The sequence below is a fragment of the Sphaerisporangium rhizosphaerae genome (genome assembly GCF_042665155.1).
Classification (GTDB): domain Bacteria; phylum Actinomycetota; class Actinomycetes; order Streptosporangiales; family Streptosporangiaceae; genus Sphaerisporangium; species Sphaerisporangium rhizosphaerae.
On record NZ_JBHTCG010000007.1, the window covers coordinates 76459 to 98582 of the forward strand.

Annotated in this window: 12 protein-coding genes; 4 read left to right on the top strand and 8 right to left on the bottom strand. The window is 75.3% G+C overall.

Annotated features, from left to right (window positions below; genetic code table 11):
- The gene (locus ACFQSB_RS12635) at nt 1-3387 is read left to right on the top strand and encodes an amino acid adenylation domain-containing protein (RefSeq protein ID WP_380826458.1); all 3387 of its coding nucleotides are present in this window, start codon (nt 1-3) and stop codon (nt 3385-3387) included.
- A gap of 111 nt (nt 3388-3498) precedes the next feature.
- On the opposite strand, the gene ACFQSB_RS12640 is transcribed toward ACFQSB_RS12635, so the two are convergent.
- Nucleotides 3499-5445 (bottom strand): hypothetical protein, encoded by a 1947-nt coding sequence (locus tag ACFQSB_RS12640; RefSeq protein ID WP_380826460.1) that lies wholly within the window; start codon nt 5443-5445, stop codon nt 3499-3501.
- Between the two features lie 264 nt (nt 5446-5709).
- Between ACFQSB_RS12640 and ACFQSB_RS12645 the strand changes: the two genes are divergently transcribed.
- The 3 genes from ACFQSB_RS12645 (at nt 5710) to ACFQSB_RS12655 (ending at nt 13836) form a co-directional block, all read left to right on the top strand.
- A complete protein-coding gene (locus ACFQSB_RS12645; RefSeq protein WP_380826462.1) occupies nt 5710-8913 on the top strand; it encodes a BTAD domain-containing putative transcriptional regulator in 3204 nt (1067 codons plus the stop codon).
- Nucleotides 8914-9018: 105 nt separating this feature from the next.
- A complete protein-coding gene (locus ACFQSB_RS12650) occupies nt 9019-12021 on the top strand; it encodes a glycoside hydrolase family 2 TIM barrel-domain containing protein (protein WP_380826464.1) in 3003 nt (1000 codons plus the stop codon).
- 48 nt (nt 12022-12069) lie between these two features.
- Entirely contained in the window at nt 12070-13836 is a 1767-nt protein-coding gene (locus ACFQSB_RS12655; protein ID WP_380826465.1) for a thiamine pyrophosphate-dependent enzyme, read from the top strand.
- 427 nt (nt 13837-14263) lie between these two features.
- Here the strand turns inward: ACFQSB_RS12655 and ACFQSB_RS12660 are convergent, their stop codons facing one another.
- The 7 genes from ACFQSB_RS12660 to ACFQSB_RS12690 form a co-directional block, all read right to left on the bottom strand.
- Nucleotides 14264-14818 carry a hypothetical protein gene (locus ACFQSB_RS12660; protein WP_380826467.1) on the bottom strand — a complete coding sequence of 185 codons (555 nt, stop codon included), beginning with the start codon at nt 14816-14818 and terminating at the stop codon, nt 14264-14266.
- Nucleotides 14819-15417: 599 nt separating this feature from the next.
- Complete coding sequence (gene pcaDC / locus ACFQSB_RS12665) at nt 15418-16734, bottom strand: bifunctional 3-oxoadipate enol-lactonase/4-carboxymuconolactone decarboxylase PcaDC (protein ID WP_380826469.1); 1317 nt, start codon at nt 16732-16734, stop codon at nt 15418-15420.
- Nucleotides 16731-18491: a 3-carboxy-cis,cis-muconate cycloisomerase gene (gene pcaB / locus ACFQSB_RS12670; protein ID WP_380826471.1), complete on the bottom strand. Its 1761-nt coding sequence runs from the start codon at nt 18489-18491 to the stop codon at nt 16731-16733. The genes pcaDC and pcaB overlap by 4 nt, the downstream gene beginning before the upstream one ends.
- Nucleotides 18478-19050: a protocatechuate 3,4-dioxygenase subunit alpha gene (pcaG, locus tag ACFQSB_RS12675; RefSeq protein ID WP_380826474.1), complete on the bottom strand. Its 573-nt coding sequence runs from the start codon at nt 19048-19050 to the stop codon at nt 18478-18480. The genes pcaB and pcaG overlap by 14 nt, the downstream gene beginning before the upstream one ends.
- 112 nt (nt 19051-19162) lie before the next feature.
- Complete coding sequence (pcaH, locus tag ACFQSB_RS12680; protein WP_380826475.1) at nt 19163-20008, bottom strand: protocatechuate 3,4-dioxygenase subunit beta; 846 nt, start codon at nt 20006-20008, stop codon at nt 19163-19165.
- A 10-nt stretch (nt 20009-20018) separates the two neighbouring features.
- Complete coding sequence (locus tag ACFQSB_RS12685; RefSeq protein ID WP_380826477.1) at nt 20019-21200, bottom strand: thiolase family protein; 1182 nt, start codon at nt 21198-21200, stop codon at nt 20019-20021.
- A 108-nt stretch (nt 21201-21308) separates the two neighbouring features.
- Entirely contained in the window at nt 21309-22058 is a 750-nt protein-coding gene (locus ACFQSB_RS12690) for a CoA-transferase subunit beta (RefSeq protein WP_380826479.1), read from the bottom strand.
- Between the last annotated feature and the right edge of the window lie 66 nt (nt 22059-22124).

The window sequence follows — 22124 nt, forward strand, 5'->3', positions numbered from 1 at the left end:
ATGAGACCGGATCCACGATGGAACGCGACGGCGCTGCCGTACCGCGTGGACACCATCCACGAACTGGTCCGGGAACAGGCGGCCCGGCGGCCCGGCGCCGTCGCGCTGGTCGACGGCGAGGTGCGGGTGACCTACGGCACGCTGGACGCGGCGTCGGAGGAGTACGCCGTGCGCCTGGCCGAGGCGGGGGTGGGGCCGGGGATGACGGTCCCGGTCGTGCTCCCCCGGTCGGCGCGGCTGGTGGCGGTGCTGCTGGCCGTCCTCAAGCGCGGCGCCGCGTACGCCGCGCTGGATCCCCGCTGGCCGGCCGCCCGCCTCACCGCCCTGGCCCGCCAGTGCGGCTCCATCGTCGTCACCGACCACCCGGACCCGGCGGACCCGGCTGGCCCGGACGGCCCGGACGGCCCGGACGGCGACGAGGCCGGCGGCCCGCTGGCCGCCGGGTCCCGGGTCGACGGCACCGGGGACCGCGGCGCCGAAGGCTGGCCGGTGCCGGTGTGGTCGCCCCCGGCGGCCGACCTGGCGGAGGTGGCCGCCACGGCGCGGGCGCACGAGCCGGTCGCCGTGGCGGGGGACGCGCCCGCGTCCATCTTCTTCACCTCCGGCACGACCGGCGCCCCCAAAGGCGTCGTGTCACCGCACCGCGGCACCGTCCGCCTGTTCCAGGACTGCGCGTTCGCCGACTTCGGCGCGCACACGGTGATGCCCCAGGCGGCCCCGCTGCCGTGGGACGCCTTCAACCTGGAGCTGTGGAGCACGCTGATGAACGGCGGGACCTCGGTGCTCGTCCACGGCGAGCATCTGCTGCCCGGGCGGCTGCGCGAGATGGTCGCCCGGCACGGCGTCGACACCCTGTGGCTGACCGCCTCGCTGTTCAACCTGTACGTCGATGAGGACCCGGCGGCGTTCGAGGGAGTGCGGCAGGTGATGACCGGCGGGGAGCGCCTGTCGGTCTCGCACGTCCGGCGCTTCCTCACGCGCCATCCCGGTATCCGGCTGGTCAACGCGTACGGGCCGGTCGAGAGCACGATCTTCGCCACGACGCACCCGATCACCCTGGACGACCTCGGCGCGCACGCGCAGGTGCCGATCGGCCGTCCGGTGGCCAACACTGCGGTGCACGTCCTGTCCGGCGACGACCGTCCCTGCGCGGTGGGGGAGCGGGGGGAGATCTGCATCGCCGGCGACGGCCTGGCGGTGGAGTACCTCGGCGACCCCGGGCTGACCTCGCGCAGGTTCACCACCGTGGACCTCGACGGCGTCCCCACGCGGGTCTACCGCACCGGTGACCTCGGCCACTGGTCCGACTCGGGCCTGCTGCACTTCGCCGGCCGCGCGGACCGCCAGGTGAAGATCCGCGGCAACCGGATCGAGCCGGGCGAGATCGAGCGCGCCGCCGGCGAGGTGGCCGGGGTGGGCTGGTGCGCCGCCGTGCCGGTCGAGGAGGACGGGACCTTCCGCCGCCTGGTCCTGTTCTACCGCTCCGCGGCCGGCGCGGGCGTCGACCCCGCGGGCCTGACGGCGCTGCTGCGCCGCCGGCTGCCCGGCTACCTGGTGCCGGACGAGGTGCGCGAGGTGCGGCACATCCCGCTCACCCCGACCGGCAAGCTGGACCATCCGGCCCTGCTGGCCATGACCTCCGCCGTCCCCCGCCCGGGCCCGCCGGCCGGGGGCGGCGCGCCGGAGGCGGCGGCGGGCGTCGCCGGGCAGGGGTCCCTGCGTGCCGATCTGGCCGCCGTGTACGCCGAGGTGCTCGGGGTCGCGCACGTGCCGGGGGACGTCCCGTTCTTCGCCCTGGGCGGCGACTCGCTGGACGCGATGCGGCTGTGCACGCGGGTGGAGGCCCGGTTCGGCACGGCCGTGCCGATATCGCAGCTGTTCCGCACCCCCGAGGTGGACGCGCTCGCCGGGTGGCTGGAGCGGCCCGTCGCCGCGGCGGCCGAGGACGTCCCCGAGGAGGCGGTGGACCCGGCGCGCGTGCCGCTGATGCCGATGCAGGTCGGCTTCCTGCTCAGGCACCTCATCGACCCCGGCGACGTGTCCGGCCTGTGCCGGATGGCGTGGTGGCTGGACGGGCCGGTGGACGAGCGGGCGCTCGCGGGCGCGGTGCGGGACGTGACCGCACGGCACGAGGCGCTGCGGGCGCGGTACGTCTTCGACGACGACGCGGTGGCGGTCGTGACCGGCGGAGCTTCCACGGAGTGGCGGGTGCTGCCCGACGAGCTGTACGAGGAGGCGGCCTGGCGGACGCTGGACGCGGCGCTCTCCCGCCCCTTGGACCTGGCGGAGGGCGAGGTGTGGCGCGCGGGGCTGGTGCGCGCCGCCGGCTCCGGGCGCACGCTGTTCGGGCTGGCGGTGCACCACGTCGCCTTCGACGAATGGTCGCAGGAGGTCCTGTGCGCCGACCTGTCGGCCGCCTACCGCTCCCGGCTCGGCGAGCACGGACGGCCCGGCGCGGACCCGTCCGAAGTCGGCCGCTCAGGGGACGGGCACGCCGACGGGGAACCGCCTCAGGGCGCCAGGCCCGGGGACGGGCGGTCCGGCGTGGACCGGCCCTCAGGGCGGGGCGCCGCTCCGACGCTGGCGGAGGTGGTCACCGAGTACCGGCGGCAGCTCCGGCAGGCGGACCTGGCGGTCCAGCGCGAGTACTGGCGCTCGGCCCTGCGCGGCCTGCCCCGGCCGGCGGTGCCGCGGGTCCCCGTGGCCTTCGACCTGCTCGCGGACGAACGCCCGGCGACGGGCGGGCTGGCCTGGCGGGTCACCGCCGAGGAACTGGCCGTGTGGGACCGCGCCGCCCGCGCCCACGGCGCCACCAGGTTCGCGGTGCTGCTCGCCGCGTACGCCGACGTCCTGTACCGGGTCACAGGCGAGGGCGATCTGACCGTCGGCACCCCGGTGGCGCGGCGCGGCGGGCCGGTGCTCGAGGATGCCCTGACCTGCCTGATCGACACGGTCTGCGTGCGGCTGCGCCCCGGTCTCGCCGGCGACGCGGGCACGCTGATCGGGCAGGCCAGGGACGCCGCGGGGGCCGCGCTCGCCGCGGCCGACGTGCCGTTCAGCGAGGTCGTGGAGCTGGTCAACCCGGTGCGGGAAGGCATGTCGAACCCGCTGTACCGGGTGATGTTCAGCCTGCACGACCGGCAGCCGAGGCTGCGGCTGGCCGGGTGCGCCGCCGAGTTCCGCCGTCCCGAGGCCGTGGACGCCACCTGTGACCTGGTCACCGGGGTGTGGCCGGACGACGGCGGCGGCTGCGAGGTGCGCCTGGCCCACCGGCCCGACCAGGTCCCGGCGGGCGCGGCCCGCGCCGTGGGCGAGGCGTTCACCGCCGCGCTCCGGCTGGGCCCGCGCTCCCTGCGCGCCGAGCCCTCGGCCCTCCTCACCCGCTGACCGTCGCCCCGTCCCCCCGCCCGCCACGAGACGGCGGGGGGACGGGGGCGAGGCGCGGGAAAGGGCCGGTCCCTGGAGGGGACCGGCCCTTTGAGGTGCGCGGACGCGCGGCTATCCAGGGTTGTAGGAGCAGAGAAGGCCGGTGTGGACGGTGGCGCGGAGCTGGCCGCCGAGGACGGGGTCGGCCTCGGTGATGCGGTTGAGGGCGCGGCGGATGGCCTTGCCGACGGCGATCCGGGCGCGTTCCTCGCCGCCGGCGAACTCGCGGGCGCGGCCGGCCAGGCCGGCGGCGGAGGCGAGCTCGGCGACCAGCCAGTCGCGCTCGGCGCGCGAGGCGGCGGCGCGCTCGTGGTCGTTCATCGCCTCGTGCTCCTCGATCTCCGCCTCAAGGCGTGACAGGCGTTCCTTGTAGGTGCGCCTGGCCGCCTCGTCCAGCACCGGCTGGCCGGACGACCAGGCCGTGCCGGCGTCCCGGGAACGGGGGCCCGCGGCCAGGTCGACGGCGGGGACCTCGTAGCCCGGGTTGGCGATCAGGACGGCCAGGTGACTCATGCCGACGCCGTGGTCCACGACCGCGGTCCGGCCGCCGAGCTCGACCAGCCACTGCTCACCGCGCCGCCGGCACACCGCGCCCGTCGCGCGCCGCCCGCCGGCGGAGGGACGGGCGGCCGTGCCGGGCCCGCCGCCGGGCACGCTCATGCCGAGCGCGGCCGCTTCCTGGGCGGCCAGGGCGAGCTGCCGGCGCGCGGCCTCGTCACGGGGCCCGTGGCGCAGCGCGAGCGCCTGCCCGAGCCGCGCCCGGGACAGCACGACCGCCGGCCGGTGCCCGATGGCCAGGTTGCCCTGGACGGCGGCCCGCAGATGCTCCACGGCCCGGTCGAGGTCGCCGACGGTGAGCGAGGCGACTCCGAGGCAGTGGTGCACCGACCCGAGGCAGGCCGCTCCCAGGCTGACGACCACCGGCAGGTGGGCGAACGGCGCCAGCAGGGTGTACGCCTGGGCGGACAGCCGGGTGTCGGCGAGCAGGTGCGCCGCCTCGACGACCCCGTACATGGCCATCAGCCAGCTGCTGGAACGCGGCAGGTCGGCCAGGTCCTGGCCGCACAGGCGGGCGAGCATGGCGGCCGCGAGGTGCCGGTCGCCCGCCGAGGCGGCCGCGACCGCGAGGCCCGCGAACGTGGAGTTGTCCATCGCGCTCAGCTCGGGCGAGCCGGCCAGGTCCGTCAGCACCCCGACCAGCTCGGCCGCCCGGCCCTGGTACCAGCGGATGGTGCCGAGCTGCGCCCGGTGCCAGCCCAGCGCGTCGATGTCACCGGCCTCGGCGCCCCGGGCCGCGCACGCGGCGGCGAGGGTTTCGGCCTCGGCGAACCGGCCGGCGCGGATGCTCAGCATCACCTCCATCGCCCTGACCACGAACGAGACGGCCAGGTGGTCGTGCTGTTCGAGCAGGGCGCGCAGCTCCCGCAGGCGGCGCTCGACGTGCGGGTCGGCTTCGGCGAAGGCGTCGACCGTGCGCCACAGCAGTCCCATCAGCAGGTCCCCGTGCCGGCCGGTGACCGAGGCGACCTCGATCAGCTCCTGGGCCAGGCGCCGCCGCAGCGCCTCGTGGCCGGGGCCGAGGACGCAGTGGTGGGCCAGGCTCAGCGCCTCGGCGAGCGCCACCGGGTCGCCCGCCTGCCTGGCCTGCGCGACGACGGTGAGGATCGCGGCGTGCCCGCCGGTGCGGTAGTCGTCCTCGCCGGTCAGCCGGGCCCGCAGCCGCAGCGCGGGCGAGGAGGCCGGGTCGGCGAGCGCCAGCGCGTGCCGCTGGCGCACCCGGACGTTCGCCGCGTCGGCGGCCGTGCGGTGCTCGTGCACCCAGAGGCCGCCGAGCCCGAGCGCGGCGCGGGCCATCGCGTCCCCGTCGCCGCGGCGTTGCGCGGCCCGGTAGGCCGCCTCGAACCATCGGCGGCCGGTGCGCAGGTCGCCGTCGGTGTGCAACGAGCTTTCCCCGGCTCGCAGCGACGACTCCGGTTCGCCCCCCGCGATCCGGGTCATCTGCATCTGTGCCCCGCTCACAGCCTTCCTCCGTAGTGTCGGTCATCCCCGTGTTCCCCCCGAGGGGCGCTTGGTGCGCCGGCTCCCGAGCCTGCTGGGCGGGCCTTGTAGGACGCTTGAAATTTTTAGTAAGTGATTAGTGCCGTTCGTCGGGATCGTGGTGCCATGGAGGCCGTGATGCCATGAACGGAGCCGTGCCGGATCGATGACCGTATATCCGCTTGTCCCGGCGGCGCGGACGGCCTATGCATGACGTGAACGGATAAGGCCGGTCAAGGGGGTTCGATGGAGTTCCGTGTCCTTGGACAGCTCGAGGTCTCCGAGGAGGGCCGGCCGGTGCCGCTCGGCCCCCGGAAACAGCGGGCCGTCCTCGCGGTGCTCCTCACCCGCGCGGGCCAGGTGATGTCCCTCGACCGCATCATCGAAGAGCTGTGGGAGTGCTCGCCGCCTCCGACCGCGACCGGCACCGTGCAGGCGTACGTGTCCAACCTGCGCACCATCGTCGAGCCGTCCAGGGTGCCCCGCGAGCCTCCCCGCGTCATCGTCACCCAGCCGCCCGGGTACATGCTGGCCGTCGCCCGCGAACAGCTCGACGCGCTGGTCTTCGAGGACGCCGTCAGGCAGGGCAGGAAGCTGCTGGGCAGGAGCCGGCCCTGGGACGCCCGCACCGTCCTGGAAGGGGCGCTCGCCCTGTGGCGGGGCACGCCGTACGAGAACCTCGCCGAGTACGCCTTCGCCCGCCAGGAGGGCGAGCGGCTGGGCGACCTGCGCCTGATCGCGATGGAGACGCACGCCGAGAGCCTGCTGGCCCTCGGGCTGCACCACGAGGTGCTGGAGGCCCTGGAGAGGCTGACCGCCGACCACCCGCTGCGCGAGAGCCTCGTGGCGCTGCGCATGCTGGCCCTCTACCGGGCCGGGCGCCAGTCGGAGGCCCTGGACGCCTTCCACCAGGTGCGGCTGGCGCTGGCGGACCAGTTCGGCATCGATCCCGGCCCGGCGCTGCGCCGCCGGTTCGACGAGATCCTCAGCCAGTCCGCCTCCCTGGACCCCGAGGTCCCCGTCCTCGCCCCGGTGACCCTGCCCGAACGCCTCCCCGCCCCGCCCGCCGAACAGCTCATCGGCCGCGGCCTGGAGCTCAGCCTCGCCGAGTCCGACCTCAAGGGCGCGCTCGACGGGGAGGGGCGCACGCTGCTGCTGGTCGGCGAGCCGGGCATCGGCAAGACCCGGCTGGCCGAGGCGGTCGCCGAACGGGCGGACACGCACGGATCCCTCGTCGTGTGGAGCCGCGCCGTCGAGGACGCGGCGACGCCCCCGTACTGGCTGGGGGTGCAACTGCTCAGGCGGCTGGCGGAGGAGCTGCCCGAGGCGTTCGCCGAGGCGGCCCGCCCGCACGCCACGCTGCTCGCCCCGCTGATCCCGGCGCTGCTGGAGGCGCCCGTCCCCGTCGACCCGCACCTGCGGGGCCTTTCCGCCGAGCACATCCGCGTCCCCATCTACGACGCCATCGCCCGCGTCGTGGTCCGGCTGGCCGCCCTGCGGCCGCTCACGCTGGTGTTCGAGGACCTGCACTGGGCCGACCCGCCCTCGATCCAGCTCACCGCCTACCTCGCCGCCGAGCTGTGGCGCTCGCCGGTGCTGCTGGTGGCCACGCTGCGCGACGACCGGAACGACCCGCCGGTCGCCGACCTGCTGGCGTCCCTGGTCAGGGAGCGGCGCACCCGCAGGCTGCAGCTCGGCCCGCTGGACGTGGACGACGTCGCCGTGCTGGTGAAGAACTGCACTGAGGGCGCCGTCCCCTCCGAGCTGCCGGCCGTCCTGCACGAGCGCACCGGCGGCAACCCGTTCTTCGTCACCGAGCTCACCCGCATGCTGCGCAGTGAACGCGCCCTCAGCGACCAGGACATCCGCACCCGGCTGGAGCGCGAGATCCCGGCGGGGGTGCGGGACGTCATCCGCCGCCGCCGGCACCGGCTGCCCGACTCCGCGCGGGAGACGCTGTCGATCGCCGCCGTCGCCGGGCAGGAGTTCGGCATGGCGCCACTCGCCACCGTCACCGGGCTGGACGAGGAGCGCCTGCTGGAGAGCCTGGAGAGCGCCGTCGTCACCGGCCTGCTCGTGGAGGACCCCTCCGCCGTCGGCCGCTACCGCTTCGCCCACCCTCTGGTCAGGGAGGCCGTGTACGCCGAGCTCGGCCAGGTGAGGCGGGCGCGGCTGCACGAGAAGATCGGGCTCGCGCTGCTGCGGTCCGGCGCCGACGTCGACGAGATCGCCCACCACCTGTGGGAGGCGTGGCCGGTGACCGGCCCCGCGGTCGCGCTCCCGCACGTCTTCGCCGCGGCGCGGCGCGCGCAGAGCTCCCTCGCCCACGAGCACGCCGAGACGCTGCTGCAACGCGCCCTGCTGCTGGCGCGGGCGCTGCCCGGCGAGCAGGAGCGCGTCGACCAGGAACTGCGCATCCAGGTGCGCCTCGGCGCGCTGCTCGCCCGCCGGCACGGGTACGCCAGCGAGCCGGCCCGCGCGGCGTTCCTGCGCGCCCGCGACCTGACCGCGCGCAGCGCGCTGCCGAGCGCGCAGTGGGTGCCGGCCGCCTGGGGACTGTGCGTGGCGGCGATCAACGGCGGCCGGCTGGACGAGGCCGAACGCGTCGCCCTCAGCCTCGCCGAGCACACCGAGGACGCGCTGGCCGCGCTCGCCGCCGTGCACGGCCGGGGCATGATCACCTTCTTCCGCGGGGACCAGCACCTGGCGAGCAAGCTGCTGGCCGGAAGCGTCGGCCTGGCCGATCGCGCGGGGGAGGTGGCGGCCGTCCTGCGGTTCAACGACCCGCGCGTTCACGGCCGGTCCATCGCCGCGCTGTCGGCCGCGCTGCGCGGGGACGACGCCGAGGCCGACCTCCTGGACCAGGAGGCGCGCGAGCGGGCCGCCGCCCTGGACAGCCCGGTGCCCGAGGGCCTCACTTCGATCTTCGCCGCGCGGCTCGCCTGGCTGCGCGGGGACGCCCACCTGACCTGGCGGCACGCCACCGCCGCCCTCGACCGGGTCAGCCGCTACTCCATCACCCCGATCAGCGTGATGGGGACCATCCTGGCCGGCTGGGCGGAGGCCGAGCTCGCCGAACCCGCGGACGCCGAGGAGGGCATCACGCGCCTGAAGTACGGCCTGGACGAGCTGTCGCGCACCGGCACCGCGCTCAACCGGCCCTGCTTCCTCGGCATGCTGGCCGAGCAGGAGCTGCGGCGCGGGCGTGCCGCCGACGCGCTGGCGCGGCTCGACCAGGCCGAGGAGATCGCCGCCGAGACCGGGGAGCGCGCCTTCCAGGCCAGGAACCTGCACCTGCGGGCACTGGCGCTCCACGCCTGCGGCCGCCCCGTGGAAGAGGCGTCGCGGCCGCTGCGCCAGGCGATGGTCGTGGCCGGCGCCCAGGGCGCGGTGCTGTTCCTGCGCCAGGCCGAGACGGCCCTCGCCCACCTCACTCCCGAGCCCGGCTGACGGGTGATCATGCCGTCGGGGTGGTGTCGCAAGGGAGAGGTGGGGCGTTAGCGTCGTGGTGCACTGGTTCATCCACGCCGACGACCGACGACCAGAGGACCAACAGTGACGAGCGACCTGCCCGCCCTGATCTCCGATGATCTGTCACCCGAGGGTACGCCCCCCTACCTGACCTGGACCGGGCCGCCGGTCGGCACCCGGGCCCCGCGTACCGCGCCGGCCTGCCCGGGCCCGCGCCTGGACCTCGACGGCCCCTGGCGGTTCCACTGGGCCGCACGGCCCGGCGAGGCGCCGTCCGGGTTCGCCGATCCGGGGTTCGACGACGGCGGCTGGGACGAGCTGCCCGTGCCCGCCCACTGGCAGCTCCACGGCTACGGCCGCCCCTGGTACACCAACATCCAGTACCCCTTCCCCGTGGACCCGCCGCACGTGCCCGGCGACAACCCCACCGGCTCCTACCGGCGGCGGTTCCGGCTGGGCGCGGACTGGCTGGGCGCCGTCGCCGCCGGCGGACGGGTCGTGCTGCGCTTCGAGGGCGTCGACTCCACGGCCGCGGTGTGGCTGAACGGCGGCCCGCTGGGCCTGGTCGTCGGGTCGCGGCTGCCCGCGGAGTTCGACGTCACCGCCCACGTCCGCGAGGGCGACAACGTCGTGGCCGTGCGCGTGCACCAGTGGTCGGCGGCCGGCTACCTGGAAGACCAGGACATGTGGTGGCTTTCCGGCATCTTCCGCTCGGTCGCCCTCGAACTGCTGCCCGCCGGGGCTCCGTCGGACGTCGTGGTGCACGCCGACTACGAGCCGGGCACCGGCCACGGGCTGCTGCGCGTGGAGTGCGACGTGCCCGCCTCGGTGGAGATCGCCGAACTCGGCCTGTCCGGCCGCACCGGCGAGGACCTCCCGGCCGGCCCCGTCGAACCGTGGAGCGCCGAGGCGCCGCGGCTGTACGAGGCGGTGGTCGCCACCGAGACCGGGCGGGTGGCGGTCGCGGTCGGCTTCCGCCGCGTCGGCGTCGACGGCGGGGTCTTCACGGTGAACGGCCGCGAGGTGCTGCTGCGCGGGGTCAACCGGCACGAGTTCCACCCCGAGCGCGGGCGCGCGCTCACCTTCCAGGACATGCTCGACGACGTGCTCATCCTCAAACGGCACAACGTCAACGCCGTGCGCACCTCGCACTATCCGCCGCATCCGCACTTCCTGGACCTGTGCGACCGCCACGGGCTGTACGTGATCGACGAGTGCGACCTGGAGACCCACGGCTTCGAGGCCGGGGGATGGCAGGGCAACCCGTCGGCCGAGCCGATGTGGCGCGACGCGCTGGTCGACCGCATGCGCCGCATGGTGGCCCGCGACCGCGACCATCCGAGCGTCGTCATGTGGTCGCTCGGCAACGAGGCCGGGACGGGCGCCGGCCTGGCCGCGATGTACGACTTCGCCAAGCGTGCCGACCCGTCGAGGCCCGTCCACTACGAGGGGGACCAGGAGACCCGCTGCAGCGACGTGTGGTCGCAGATGTACCCCGCCACCGAGGCGGTCGCCGCCGTCGCCGCGCGGTCGGAGCCGCCGCTGCCCGACCCCGCCCAGGACGCCGCCCGGCGCGGCAAGCCGTACCTGTTGTGCGAGTACGCGCACGCCATGGGCAACGGCCCGGGCGGGCTGCTCGCGTACCGCGAGCTGATGGAGTCCAGTGACCGGTGCATGGGCGGGTTCGTGTGGGAGTACATCGACCACGGCCTGGCCGCCGCCGACGACCGGGGGAGGCCGATCTTCGCCTACGGCGGGGACTTCGGCGAGTCGCCGCACGACGGCAACTTCGTGTGCGACGGCCTGATGTTCGCCGACCGGACGCCCTCGCCGGGCATGGTGGAGTACGCCAAGGTCATCGAGCCCGTGCGCGTGGAGGCCGCCGGGCCGGGACGGCTGCGGGTGCGCAACGTCCAGGACCACGTCGGCCTGTCCCACCTGGAGTTCGGCTGGACGGTCGAGGCCGGCGGCGTCGAGGCGGGCAAGGGGACGCTCGCCGTGCCCGACCTCGCGCCGTGGGAGAGCGCCGAACTCGACGTGCCCGAGGAGGCGGCGGCCCTCGCGGGCTCGGATGACCGCTTCCTGACCGTGACCGCCCGGCTGTCCGCCGCCACCTCCTGGGCCCCCGCCGGCCATGTGGTCGCCCGCACCCAGCTCCCCCTTCCCGCCCCCGCCCCGGCCCCCTCGCCCGAGCCCGTCCCCACCGGCCCGACCGCCGTGACCCCCGCCGGTGCGCGGCCCGTCCGGGAGGCCGGTGGACTGCTGCGGCTCGGGTCCGCCGTCTTCGACCTGACCCGGGGCGAGCTGCGCGAACTGGCGGGCATGCCCGTCGCCGGCCCCCGGCTGGAGCTGTGGCGCGCGCCCACCGACAACGACCGGCTCGGCCACCGGCCCGAGGGGGCGACCACCGCGGCCATGTGGGAGGCGCTCGGCCTGCACCGGCTCACCCACCGGCTCGTCTCCGCCCAGGAGGAACCCGGCGGCGTCGTCTTCACCGTCAGGACCGCGGCGGCCGGGCTCCGCGACGGGGTCCTGACCCGCTACCGGTGGCGCGCCGCCGGGGACACCCTCGCCGCCTCGATCAGCCTCACCCCGCAGGGCGCGTGGGCGTTCCCCGTCGCCCGGCTGGGCTGGACCTTCGAGCTGCCCGCCGCGCTGGACTCGGTGACCTGGCTCGGCGGCGGACCCGGCGAGGCGTACGCCGACACCCGGGCGGCCTCCCGGTTCGGCAGGCACACCGCCGCGGTCGCCGACCTGCACACCCCCTACGCCCGGCCCCAGGAGAACGGGCAGCGGCTCGACGTCGCCTGGGTGGAGCCCCGCGGCCCCGAGGGCGGGATCCGGGTGTCGGGCGAGCCGCGCTTCGGGTTCACCGCGACCCGCTTCTCACCGCGGCGCCTGGCGGGCACCGCGCACCAGGGGTCCCTGGAGCCGGAGGACGTGCTGTACCTGCACGTCGACCTGGCCCAGCGGGGCATCGGCTCGGCGTCGTGCGGCCCCGGGCTCCCCGGCCGGCACGAAGTCCTGCTCACCCCGGCGACCTTCCACCTCTCCCTGAGCCCCGCCGCGGTGAAACGTGGGTCATGAAATGGCGCCGCGTTGTTTAGCGCCCCCATAGTGGGCATCCCGCGAGGTATGACGCAGATCGCCTCGGAAGTACTCGTCCAACGGCTGATCGCCTGGGGAGTCGACACGGTGTACGGCCTGCCCGGCGACGGCATCAACGGCATCATGGAAGGGCTGCGCCGGCACGCCGACCGGATCAAGTTCGTCCTGGTCCACCACGAGGAGGCGGCCGCGTTCATGGCGGTCGGCCATGCGAAGTCCACCGGCCGCATCGGGGTGTGCCTGGCGACCTCCGGGCCCGGCGGCATCCACCTGCTCAACGGACTGTACGACGCCAAGCTGGACCACCAGCCGGTCCTGGCCATCACCGGCATGCAGGAGACCAGCGTCCTCGGCACCGCCTACCAGCAGGAGGTGCGCCTGGACCAGGTGTTCGCCGACGTCGCCGAGTACAACCTCGTCGTCGACAACCCCGCCCAGCTCCCGGGGGTGGTCGACCTCGCGATCCGCACCGCCTACGCCCGGCGCGGGGTCGCCCACCTGACCGTGCCCAACGACGTCCAGGTCGCCGACGCCGACGCCGACCCCTACCAGCACATGGGCCCGGGCGCCCCGCCCCGCACCGCGCCGATCTACCTCGCCCCTCCGGGCGTGCCCCGCGCCGAGGACCTGCGGGCCGCGGCCGAGGTGCTCGACGCGGGGGAGCGGGTGGCGATCCTGGCCGGGGCGGGGGCCCTGCACGCCCGCCGGGAGGTGCTGGCCGTCGCCGACGTCCTCGGCGCACCGGTGATCAAGACCCTGCCCGGCAAGGCCGTCATCCCCGACGACTCCCCGTACGCGGTCGGCGGCATCGGGCTGCTCGGCACGCGCCCCGGCGAGGACCTCGTCGAGGACTGCGACACCCTGCTCATGGTCGGGACGAACTTCCCCTACACCAAGCACCTTCCCGAACCCGGCAAGGTGCGCGTGGTGCAGCTGGAGGCCGACCCGGCGCGGGCCGGCGCGCGGCTGCCCACCGAGGTGCCGATGATCGGGGACGCCAAGGAGGGGCTCGCCGCGCTGCTGCCCCTGCTCACCCGCAAGCACGACCGCGGCCACCTGGAGAAGTACCAGAAGGCCATGGACGGCTGGCGGCGGCGGATGGCCGACCTGGAGTCGCCCCGCCGCGACCCGATCGCCCCGCAGTACCTCGTGGCGTGCGTCGACCGCGCCGCGTCCGACGACGCGATCCTGACCTGCGACTCGGGCACCATCGCCACCTGGGCGGCGCGGCACTGGACCATTCGCGGCGACCGCGGCTTCTACCTGTCGGGCAATCTCGCCTCGATGGCCCCCGGGCTGCCGTACGCCATCGCGATGCAGCACGCCCACCCGGACAGGCAGGTGATCGCCTTCGTGGGCGACGGCGGCTTCGCGATGCTCATGGCCGAGTTCCTCACCGCCGCGCGGTACGGGCTGCCGATCACCGTCGTGGTCAACAACAACGGCTCGCTGGGGCAGATCCTGTGGGAGCAGATGGTCCTCGGGTTCCCCGAGCACGGCGTCCGCTTCGGCGCCCCGGCCTCGGACTTCTCAGGGTGGGCGCGCTCGTGCGGCGGATACGGCCGCAAGGTCACAGACCCCGGCGAGCTCGCCGGCGCGGTGGCCGAGGCGCTCGCCCACCCGGGGCCGGCGCTGCTCGACGTCGACGTCGACCCGAACGAGCCGCCCATGCCCGGCAAGGTGGAGTATCAGCAGGCCAAGAAGTTCGCCCAGGCGTTCCTGCGCGGCCAGCCCAACAAGGCGGCCATCGCCACGACCCTGTTCAAGGACCGCATCTCCCACCTGGGTCACTGACCCGGATGTCCTGCCCGGTCACCCGCCGCCGTCACCATGACCCCGGCATGGGGACGAGACGCCGCCCGGCGCCCGGCGTGGCCCGCGGCCGGTCCACCATGGCGGACCGGCCGGGACGTGAACGGTGCCGGGACGTGAAGGCCGCGACGTGGACGGCGCCGGGACGTGGACGGCGCCGCGACGTCAAGGCCGCGACGTGGACGGTGCCGGGACGTGCAGGTCGGGACATGAAAGCGGTCGGGACATGAAAGCGGTCGCGACGTGAACGCGGTCGCGACGTGATGCCCGCCCGGCCGTGGGCGACGAGGCCCTCACGGTGCCCCGCGCCCGGACCCTCGGCCGCGCGGTGGCCGGGGCCCGGCCGGGCCTCGTGGGCCCGGCCGGTTCCCGGATGCCGGGCGTGTCCCCGGGCTTGTCCCTGTGGACCCTATTCGACCCTCCGCGCGGCGTCTTTCTTCGCGACGGGCTTCTCGTGCTTGACGTGGACCTCGTGCGAGTGCGCCTTCTCCGGCTTGTGGCGGAACCAGTCCCTCGCGTCTCGCCGGAGCGACTCGCGTGCCTCGTTGAAGCTGTGGAACCGGCGCATGTGCCGCGTGTGGTAGATGTCATCGGCGAAATGACCGTTGTGGTAGTGCCGGTGGTGGCCGTGGTGCCCGCGGCCGCCGCCTCCGCCGCCGCCCCCGCCGTACACGTCGTAGACGTCGGTCTTGCCGTGCTCGGGCTTGTAGGCGTGCTGCTTGTAGTGCTTGTGCGGGCGCTTGACGTAGTGCTTGCGGACTTCCTTTCTGGGCTTCTTCTCGGGAACCTCGCCTCCGCCTCCGCCCTCGGGCGCCGACGGGAACGCGAAGTCGACCTGGGAGCCGTCCTCGGAGGTGCCGGGGTGCGAGTCGGCCTGCGCGGGAAGCGCCGGCGCCATGAGCACCCCGGCCGTCATCGCCGCGCCGATGTACACGGACAGGGACCGGCCGTTGATCCTTCGCATCAAGGACCGCCTGTTCTCAGGTGAGATAATCACCTAACTACCCCCCAATTAGTTAAGGCAGCGAATTGCGCTTTGTATCACCATAATGGCGGCACATAGCTGAACTACCCCCATATTGCGGCGGCAACACAGATGATTAATGGGGCCAACTATGGCGACTGCCGGTTAATACGGCAAAAGGGGTATGGCGCCGACGGGCCATTTGCACGGTATATCGGATGAAGGGCTTTATATCCCCATAACTGGGACCATCCGTGCGCGACACCCGTCCCGGCCGCCCACCAGCGCGAAACCGGTCCTGGCCGTGCACCAGCGGGACATCGGTCCGGGCCATGCACCAGCGGGACATCGGTCCGGGCTGTCGACCAGCAGGACACCGGTCTCGATCGTCCACCGGCGGGACACCGGTCCTGGCCGTGCACCGGCGGGACATCGGTCCGAGCTGTCGACCAGCGGGGCACCGGTCCCGGCCGTCCGCCGGCGAGACGTACGGCCGGCGCGTGCCGTCCCGGTCGGCTCCGGTCCGCTCCGCAAGCTTTCGGTGGACTTTGGAGCGGCCCGTCAGGCCGGCGTTCCCTCGGGGCGGCCGGCCCGCCTGGTCAGCCGGTGGTGGGCGGAGGCTGTCCCGCCTCTTCGCCGAGCACCCGGTCGGCGACGGCGAAGGCGCTGTTGGCGGCGGGGACGCCGCAGTAGACGGCCGTCTGGAGCAGGACCTCGCGGATCTCCTCCGGGCTGAGGCCGTTGCGCAGCGCCGCGCGCACGTGCATGGCCAGCTCCTCCAGGTGGCCGCGCGCCACCAGCGCCGTGAGCGTCACGCAGCTGCGGGCGCGCCGGTCGAGCCCGGGGCGGGTCCAGATCTCCCCCCAGGCGTAGCGGGTGATGAAGTCCTGGAACGGCGCGGTGAAGTCCGTCGTGCGGGCGATGGCCCGGTCGACATGGTCGTCTCCCAGGACCGCACGCCGCACGGCCATCCCCTCGGCGTACCGCGCCCCGGCATCCACGGGGCCTGCATGCTCCACGGGCGCGGCGACGCTCCGGGCGGCAGGTGCGGCGGGCGCGGTCGCAGGGACGGTCGCGGAAGCGATGTCCGGGGCGGAAGCGATCTCCAGCCCGTGATCGGTGTCCGGGGCGGGGGACAGGTGGGCGAGCAGGGCGGCCAGGACGGGTCCTGGGCGCTCGACGCCGGCCAGGTGGGCGGCGTGGCCCACCTCGGTGAGCGAGGCTCCCGGGATGCCGTCGGCCAGCTCGCGGGCGTGGCGCGGCGGAGTGGCGGGGTCGTCGCGTCCCGCGACGACCAGCGTGGGCGCGGTCACGCGCGGCAGATCGGCGCGCAGGTCGTAGGCTGCCAGCGCGTCGCAGCAGGCCGCGTAGCCCTCCGGGTCGGCGGCGCGAAGGTCCTCGGTCAGCGCCCGGGCCGCCGGCGCCCGCGCGAACGCCGGGGTGAACCACCGCGCGGCGGCGACGTCGGCCACCGGGCCGGTGCCCTCGGCCCGCACCAGCGCGGCGCGCTCGCGCCAGCTCTCCGGTTCGCCGAACCGGGCCGAGGAGCACACCAGGGCGAGCGAGGTGACCCGCTCGGGGTGGTGGACGGCCAGCCACGCGCCGACGGCCCCGCCCAGCGAGACCCCGGCGTAGGCGAAGGCGTCCAGGCCGAGCGCGTCGGCCAGGTGCAGAACCAGGCGGGCGAGGTCGGCGACGGTGGTGGCGCCCGGCGCGGTGCTGGGCAGCAGATCGGCGGGGGAGCGGCCGTGCCCGGGCAGATCCCAGCGCACGACCCGGTGGTGGCGGGCCAGCACCGGCACCTGCGGGTCCCAGACGGCGAGGCTCGTGCCCAGCGAGGGCCCGAGGACCAGCGGCGGCGCCGAGTCCGCCCCGTCCACCCGGTGGGCCGGCGGGCGCGGCGCGGCGGCGGTCATGACGTCCTCTCGATGGTGCGGAGGGCCCGGTCGACCAGGGCCCCGGCGGAGCCCAGGTACCGCGCCGGGTCGGCGAGCGCCCGCAACTCCTCCCACGACACCCCGGTGTTCTTGTCGGACGGTCCGTCGTCTTCCCCGGGTGTCTTGGTGTTCTTGTCGGACGGTCCGCTGTCTTCCCCGGGTGTCCTGGTGTTCTTGTCGGACGGTCCGTCGTCTTCCCCAGGTGCCCCGGGGTTCTCCTTGGACGGCCCGGCGTCATCTCCTGGAGGCGCCTCGTCTCGCCCGCAGGCGGCGGTGTCCTGGTGGGACGGGGCGGCCACGTGCGGTTCGGCGGTGAGGGCGTCATGGCGGGTCAGGAGGGCCGCCACGTCCGGTTCGGCGGCGAGGGCGTCGGCCAGGTCGATGCCCTCCTCGGCGGCGCGGCGGGAGGCGCGGGTCACCGCCCGCTTCGCGCGGTCCCTGCCGATCGAGGCGGCCAGGGCGATGCTCAGGTGCTCGGCCGCCACCAGGCCGCCGGTCATGCCGAGGTTGTCGCTCATGCGCCGGGGGTGGACCCGGAGCCCCTCGGCCAGCTCCGCGGCTTCCCGGGCGGCCCCGCCGACCAGGCGGACCGCCTCGCGCGCCGGCTGCCACTCGGCGTGCCAGGCGCCGGCCGGACGCTCGTCCTCGGCGGCCAGCGAGCCGTGCAGCACGCCGGTCAGCGCGGGGACCTGCCGCGCCGCGGCGGCGATGAGCACCGCGCGCACCGGGTTGGACTTGTGCGGCATCGCCGAGGATCCGCCGCCCTGGCCCTCCGCCACCTCCCCGGCCTCGGTGCGCGACAGGACGAGCACGTCGGCCGCCATCTTGCCGAGCGCGCCCGCGGTGAACGCCAGCGCCCCCGCGAGGTCGGCGATCGGCGCCCGCAAGGTGTGCCACGGGAGCACGGGCTCGGCCAGTCCGGTCTCGGCCGCGAAGGCGGCCAGCAGCCGCACCCCGACGTCACCCTCCCGATGGGCGGCTCCGGCTCGCACGCTCGCGTAGGCGTGGAAGGCGGCCAGGGTGCCGGCGGCGCCGCCGAGCTGGGCGGGCAGGCTCGCGCGCACCGCGGCCAGCCGGTCGCGGGCGCCGGCGGCCAGGGTCAGCCAGCCGGCGGCCTTGAGGCCGAACGTGGTCGGCACCGCGTGCTGGGTGAGCGTGCGGCCCGCCATCGGAGTGTCGCGGTGCGCGGTGGCCAGCTCCGCCAGCGCCCGCACCGTCCGCCCGAGGTCGGCCAGCACCGGTTCGAGGGCGCGGCCGGCGACGAGCATCAGCGCGGTGTCCCAGATGTCCTGGCTGGTGGCGCCGCGGTGGACGTACGGGCCGGCCTCCGAGTCGCGCGCCGCGACCGCGGCGGTGAGGTCGGCCACCAGCGGGATGACCGGATTGCCGCCGGAGCGGGCCCGCGACGCCAGGTCCCTGACGTCGTACCGCGCCGTCTCGGCCGCCGCGGCCGTCACCGCGGCTGCCGCGGCGGCGGGGGCCAGCCCGACCGCCGCCTGGGCGCGGGCGAGGGCCGCCTCGGCGTCCAGCATGCCCCGGACGAACGCGGCGTCCCCGGTCGCCGCCTCGACCAGCGAACCCGCCCAGACCGGCGCGAGCAACCCCACATCCGCCCAATCCGAGCCGGCGGTCGCGGACGGGCCGACCGGATCGGACGGGGTCTCCAAGGAGGCGGCGGCACCCGGGGCCGGGCGGGTCGCCGGTTCGCCGGGGCCTGGCCGGTCAGTCGAAGGCAAGGAACACCGTCTCCTCGTGGACACCGTCGTGCTGCAGGCGGATGTCGAACCCGTAGACCTTCTCGCTTTCGGCCACGGCGAGCAACGTGGCCCGCCGCTCCGGCGGCAACGACGCCAGCAGCGGCTCGGTGGCGGGGTCGGCGAGGTCGGGCAGGTAGACGCGGGTGAACAGGTGGTGCAGCAGGCCGCGGGCGAAGACGCACACCGAGATGTACGGCACGCCGCCCGGCGGCAGCGTGCGCACCGCGTAGTGCCCGTCGGCGTCGGTGGCGACGCGCCCGAACCCGGTGAAGTCGACCCCGGTGCGGCCGATGACGGCGCCGGTGACCTGGTCGCGGCGCAGCGACCCGGGAGCTCCCGCCCGCGACCCGTCGGCGGCGGGCTGCCAGAACTCCAGCATCGCGTCCGGGACGGGCGACCCGGCTCCGTCGAACACCCGGCCGTGGACGGTGACCGTGCCGGGATGCCCGGTGGGGGCCATGTCCTCGCCCTTGGCGAACGGCAGTGCGTAGCCGTAGAAGGGGCCGACGGTCTGCGACGGGGTGGGCTGCCGCGTCATGGGGCCTCCTCGATGGGCCGGACGATGGACGGGGGTGCGGGCAGAGGGGACAGGTGGGCGCCGGGCCGTGAACGGCGGGGGCCTGAGCAGAAGGGCGAGCGCGGGCGGGTCATCAGGCCGGTTCGGTCCAGGTCGCGGCCGGGCCGGACAGGACGATGTCCCAGTGGTATCCGAGCGACCACTCCGGGGTCGACAGGTCGTGGTCGTACCGGGCCACGAGGCGCTCGCGGGCCGCGTCGTCGGTCACCGACTGCATGATCGGGTCGAACGCGAACAGCGGGTCGCCCGGGAAGTACATCTGCGTGACCAGCCGCTGCGTGAAGGCGGAGCCGAAGACCGAGAAGTGGATGTGCGCGGGCCGCCAGGCGTTGTCGTGATTACGCCACGGGTAGGCGCCCGGCCTGATCGTCGTGAAGGCGTACCGGCCCTCGTCGTCGGTCAGGCAGCGGCCGACGCCGGTGAAGTTCGGGTCCAGCGGCGCCGGATGCCGGTCGCGCTGGTGGGCGTAGCGCCCGGAGGCGTTGGCCTGCCAGATCTCGACGAGCTGCCCGCGCACCGGCCGGCCGTTCCCGTCGAGCACCCGTCCGGTGAGGTGGATGCGCTCGCCCAGCGGCTCCCCGTGATGCTGACCGGTGAGGTCGGAGTCCAGGTCGGTGACGTCGGTGACGCCGAACACCGGGCCGCTCAGTTCCACCGCCTCGGGGTCGCCGACCGCCACCAGGTCGTGGCGCGGATGACGCAGCAGGCTGCTGCGGTAGGGCGGATAACCTCGCGCCGGGTGGTCCCGGCGGGCCGCGCCGTCCTCGACGGCCTTGACGTAGTCCTGCCGTGCCTGCGTGATCTCCGCGCTGATGATCTCCTGGGTGACCGGCGCGGCGCCGCCGGCCGGCGGGCCGGCCTCGCGCGCGCCGCCGGCCGGTGCGGGGACGGCGGAAGACGGCTCGGGGGTGGTGGGCATGTGTCTGTCGCTACCTTTCCAGGACCAGGGCGATGCCCTGTCCCACGCCGATGCACAACGCCGCGAGCCCGGTGCCGGAGCCCGCGGCGGCGAGCTGGTGGGCGACCGCCCCGGCCAGGCGGGCCCCGGAGGCGCCGAGCGGGTGGCCGATGGCGATGGCGCCGCCGCGGGGGTTGACGACGGCCGGGTCCAGGCCCGGCCACTCGGCCAGGCAGCCGAGGGCCTGCGCGGCGAACGCCTCGTTGAGCTCGAAGACGGACAGGTCCCCGAACCCCTTGCCCGCCCGGGCCAGCGCCCGCCGGACGGCTTCGACGGGGCCCAGGCCGTAGTACTGCGGCTCGACGCCGGTGACGGCGGAGGCGCGGACGCGGGCGAGCGGCTCGCGTCCGACGGCCCGCAACCCCTCCTCGTCGCACAGCAGCAGCGCCGCCGCGCCGTCGTTGAGCGGCGAGGAGTTCCCGGCGGTGACGGTGCCGCCGTCGGGGCGGAAGGCCGGCGCGAGCCGGGCCAGGGACTCCATCGAGGTGTCGTCGCGGATCGCCTCGTCGCGCGGCTGCTCCACGCCCTCCACGGGGACTACCTCGCCGGCGTAGGCGCCCTCCCGCCAGGCGCGGGCCGCCTTCTGGTGGCTGGCCAGGGCGAAGGCGTCCTGCCGCTCGCGGCTGATCCCGTACTTGCCGGCGATCAGCTCGGCGCCCTCGCCGAGCGCGACCGTCCACTCGGCGGGCATGCGCGGGTTCACCATGCGCCAGCCGAGCGTGGTGGAGTACATCTCCTGGTGCCCCGCAGGGAACGCCCGCTCGGGCTTGGGCAGGACGTAGGGCGCGCGCGACATGGACTCCACTCCGCCGGCCACGACGACGGAGGCGTCCCCGGCGGCGACGGCGCGGGCCGCCTGGACGACGGCCTCCATCCCCGAGCCGCACAGCCGGTTGACCGTCGTGCCCGGGACGGTGACCGGGAGCCCGGCCAGCAGGACGGCCATGCGGGCGACGTCGCGGTTCTCCTCGCCGGCCCCGTTGGCGTTGCCGAAGAACACATCGTCGATGCGGGCGGGGTCGAGGTCGGGGCTGCGGCCGGCGATCGCCCGGACGACGTGGGCGGCCAGGTCGTCCGGGCGGACCTTCGACAACGCGCCGCCGTACTTGCCGAACGGGGTGCGGACGGCGTCGACGATGTACACCTCGCTCACTGGCGCACCGATCTCTTGCCGGTGGTCAGGAGACTCATGCGCGGCCCTCCTTGTGAAGACGGGTGGACGGACGGCCGGGAACGCCTGGCGCCGGGCGCGGCCGGCATCTCAGGCGGCCTTGAGGGTGCGCAGGGCCGTGAGCTCGGCGTCGGTGGGGGGCGGGGTGGTGGCGACGTGGTCGGCCGTCTTCAGTGGCCAGCCGGTGGCGGCGCGGGCCTGCTCGACCGTCGCCCCGGCGTGCAGCTCGGTCAGGACCAGCTCGGCGGTCCGCGGGTCCGGGCGCAGGACGCCGAGGTCGGTGATGACGGCCACCGGCCCCCCGCCGCGCAGGCCGAGCCGTTCGCGGTCGCCGCGCCCCGTCCCGTGGCCCACCGAGGTGGTGAAGTCGAGCCGGTCGACGAAGTTGCGGGTCGAGTGGCGCAGCACGATGAACACCTCGCGGCAGCTCGCCGCGATCTCCGGCGCCCCGCCCGCGCCGGGGAGCCGTCCCTCGGGCCGGCCGGGGCCGCGGTCGATGACGGTGGTGTTGATGTTGGCGAACCGGTCGAGCTGGGCGGCGCCGAGGAACCCTACGTCGATGCGCCCCGCCTGCAGCCAGTAGTTGAACACCTCGGGGACCGAGACCACCGCGTCGGCCGTGTCGGCCAGCTCGCCGTCCCCGATGGACAGCGGCAGCCGGGCGGGCTTGGACCCGAGCGCGCCGGACTCGTAGATCAGGACGAGGTCGGGTCGGCAGGTGCGGCGGGCGAGGTTGGCGGCCGTGCTCGGCAGGCCGATGCCGACGAAGCAGGTGCGCGCCCCGGCCAGGGCGCGGGCCGCGTTGACGGTCATCACCTCGTCCGGCGTCCAGTCGCTCATCGGGCGCGGGCTCCTTCGCTCTGCGCGGCCGTGCCGCTCCGGATCGTGCGGGCCGTCATCGGGCGC

Coding starts and splice junctions, on each gene's coding strand:
- ACFQSB_RS12635 (WP_380826458.1), top strand. CDS start 1: ATGAGACCGGATCCACGATGGAACGCGACGGCGCTGCCGTACCGCGTG.
- ACFQSB_RS12645 (WP_380826462.1), top strand. CDS start 5,710: ATGGAGTTCCGTGTCCTTGGACAGCTCGAGGTCTCCGAGGAGGGCCGG.
- ACFQSB_RS12655 (WP_380826465.1), top strand. CDS start 12,070: ATGACGCAGATCGCCTCGGAAGTACTCGTCCAACGGCTGATCGCCTGG.
- ACFQSB_RS12660 (WP_380826467.1), bottom strand. CDS start 14,818: ATGCGAAGGATCAACGGCCGGTCCCTGTCCGTGTACATCGGCGCGGCG.
- pcaDC (WP_380826469.1), bottom strand. CDS start 16,734: ATGACCGCCGCCGCGCCGCGCCCGCCGGCCCACCGGGTGGACGGGGCG.
- pcaG (WP_380826474.1), bottom strand. CDS start 19,050: ATGACGCGGCAGCCCACCCCGTCGCAGACCGTCGGCCCCTTCTACGGC.
- pcaH (WP_380826475.1), bottom strand. CDS start 20,008: ATGCCCACCACCCCCGAGCCGTCTTCCGCCGTCCCCGCACCGGCCGGC.
- ACFQSB_RS12690 (WP_380826479.1), bottom strand. CDS start 22,058: ATGAGCGACTGGACGCCGGACGAGGTGATGACCGTCAACGCGGCCCGC.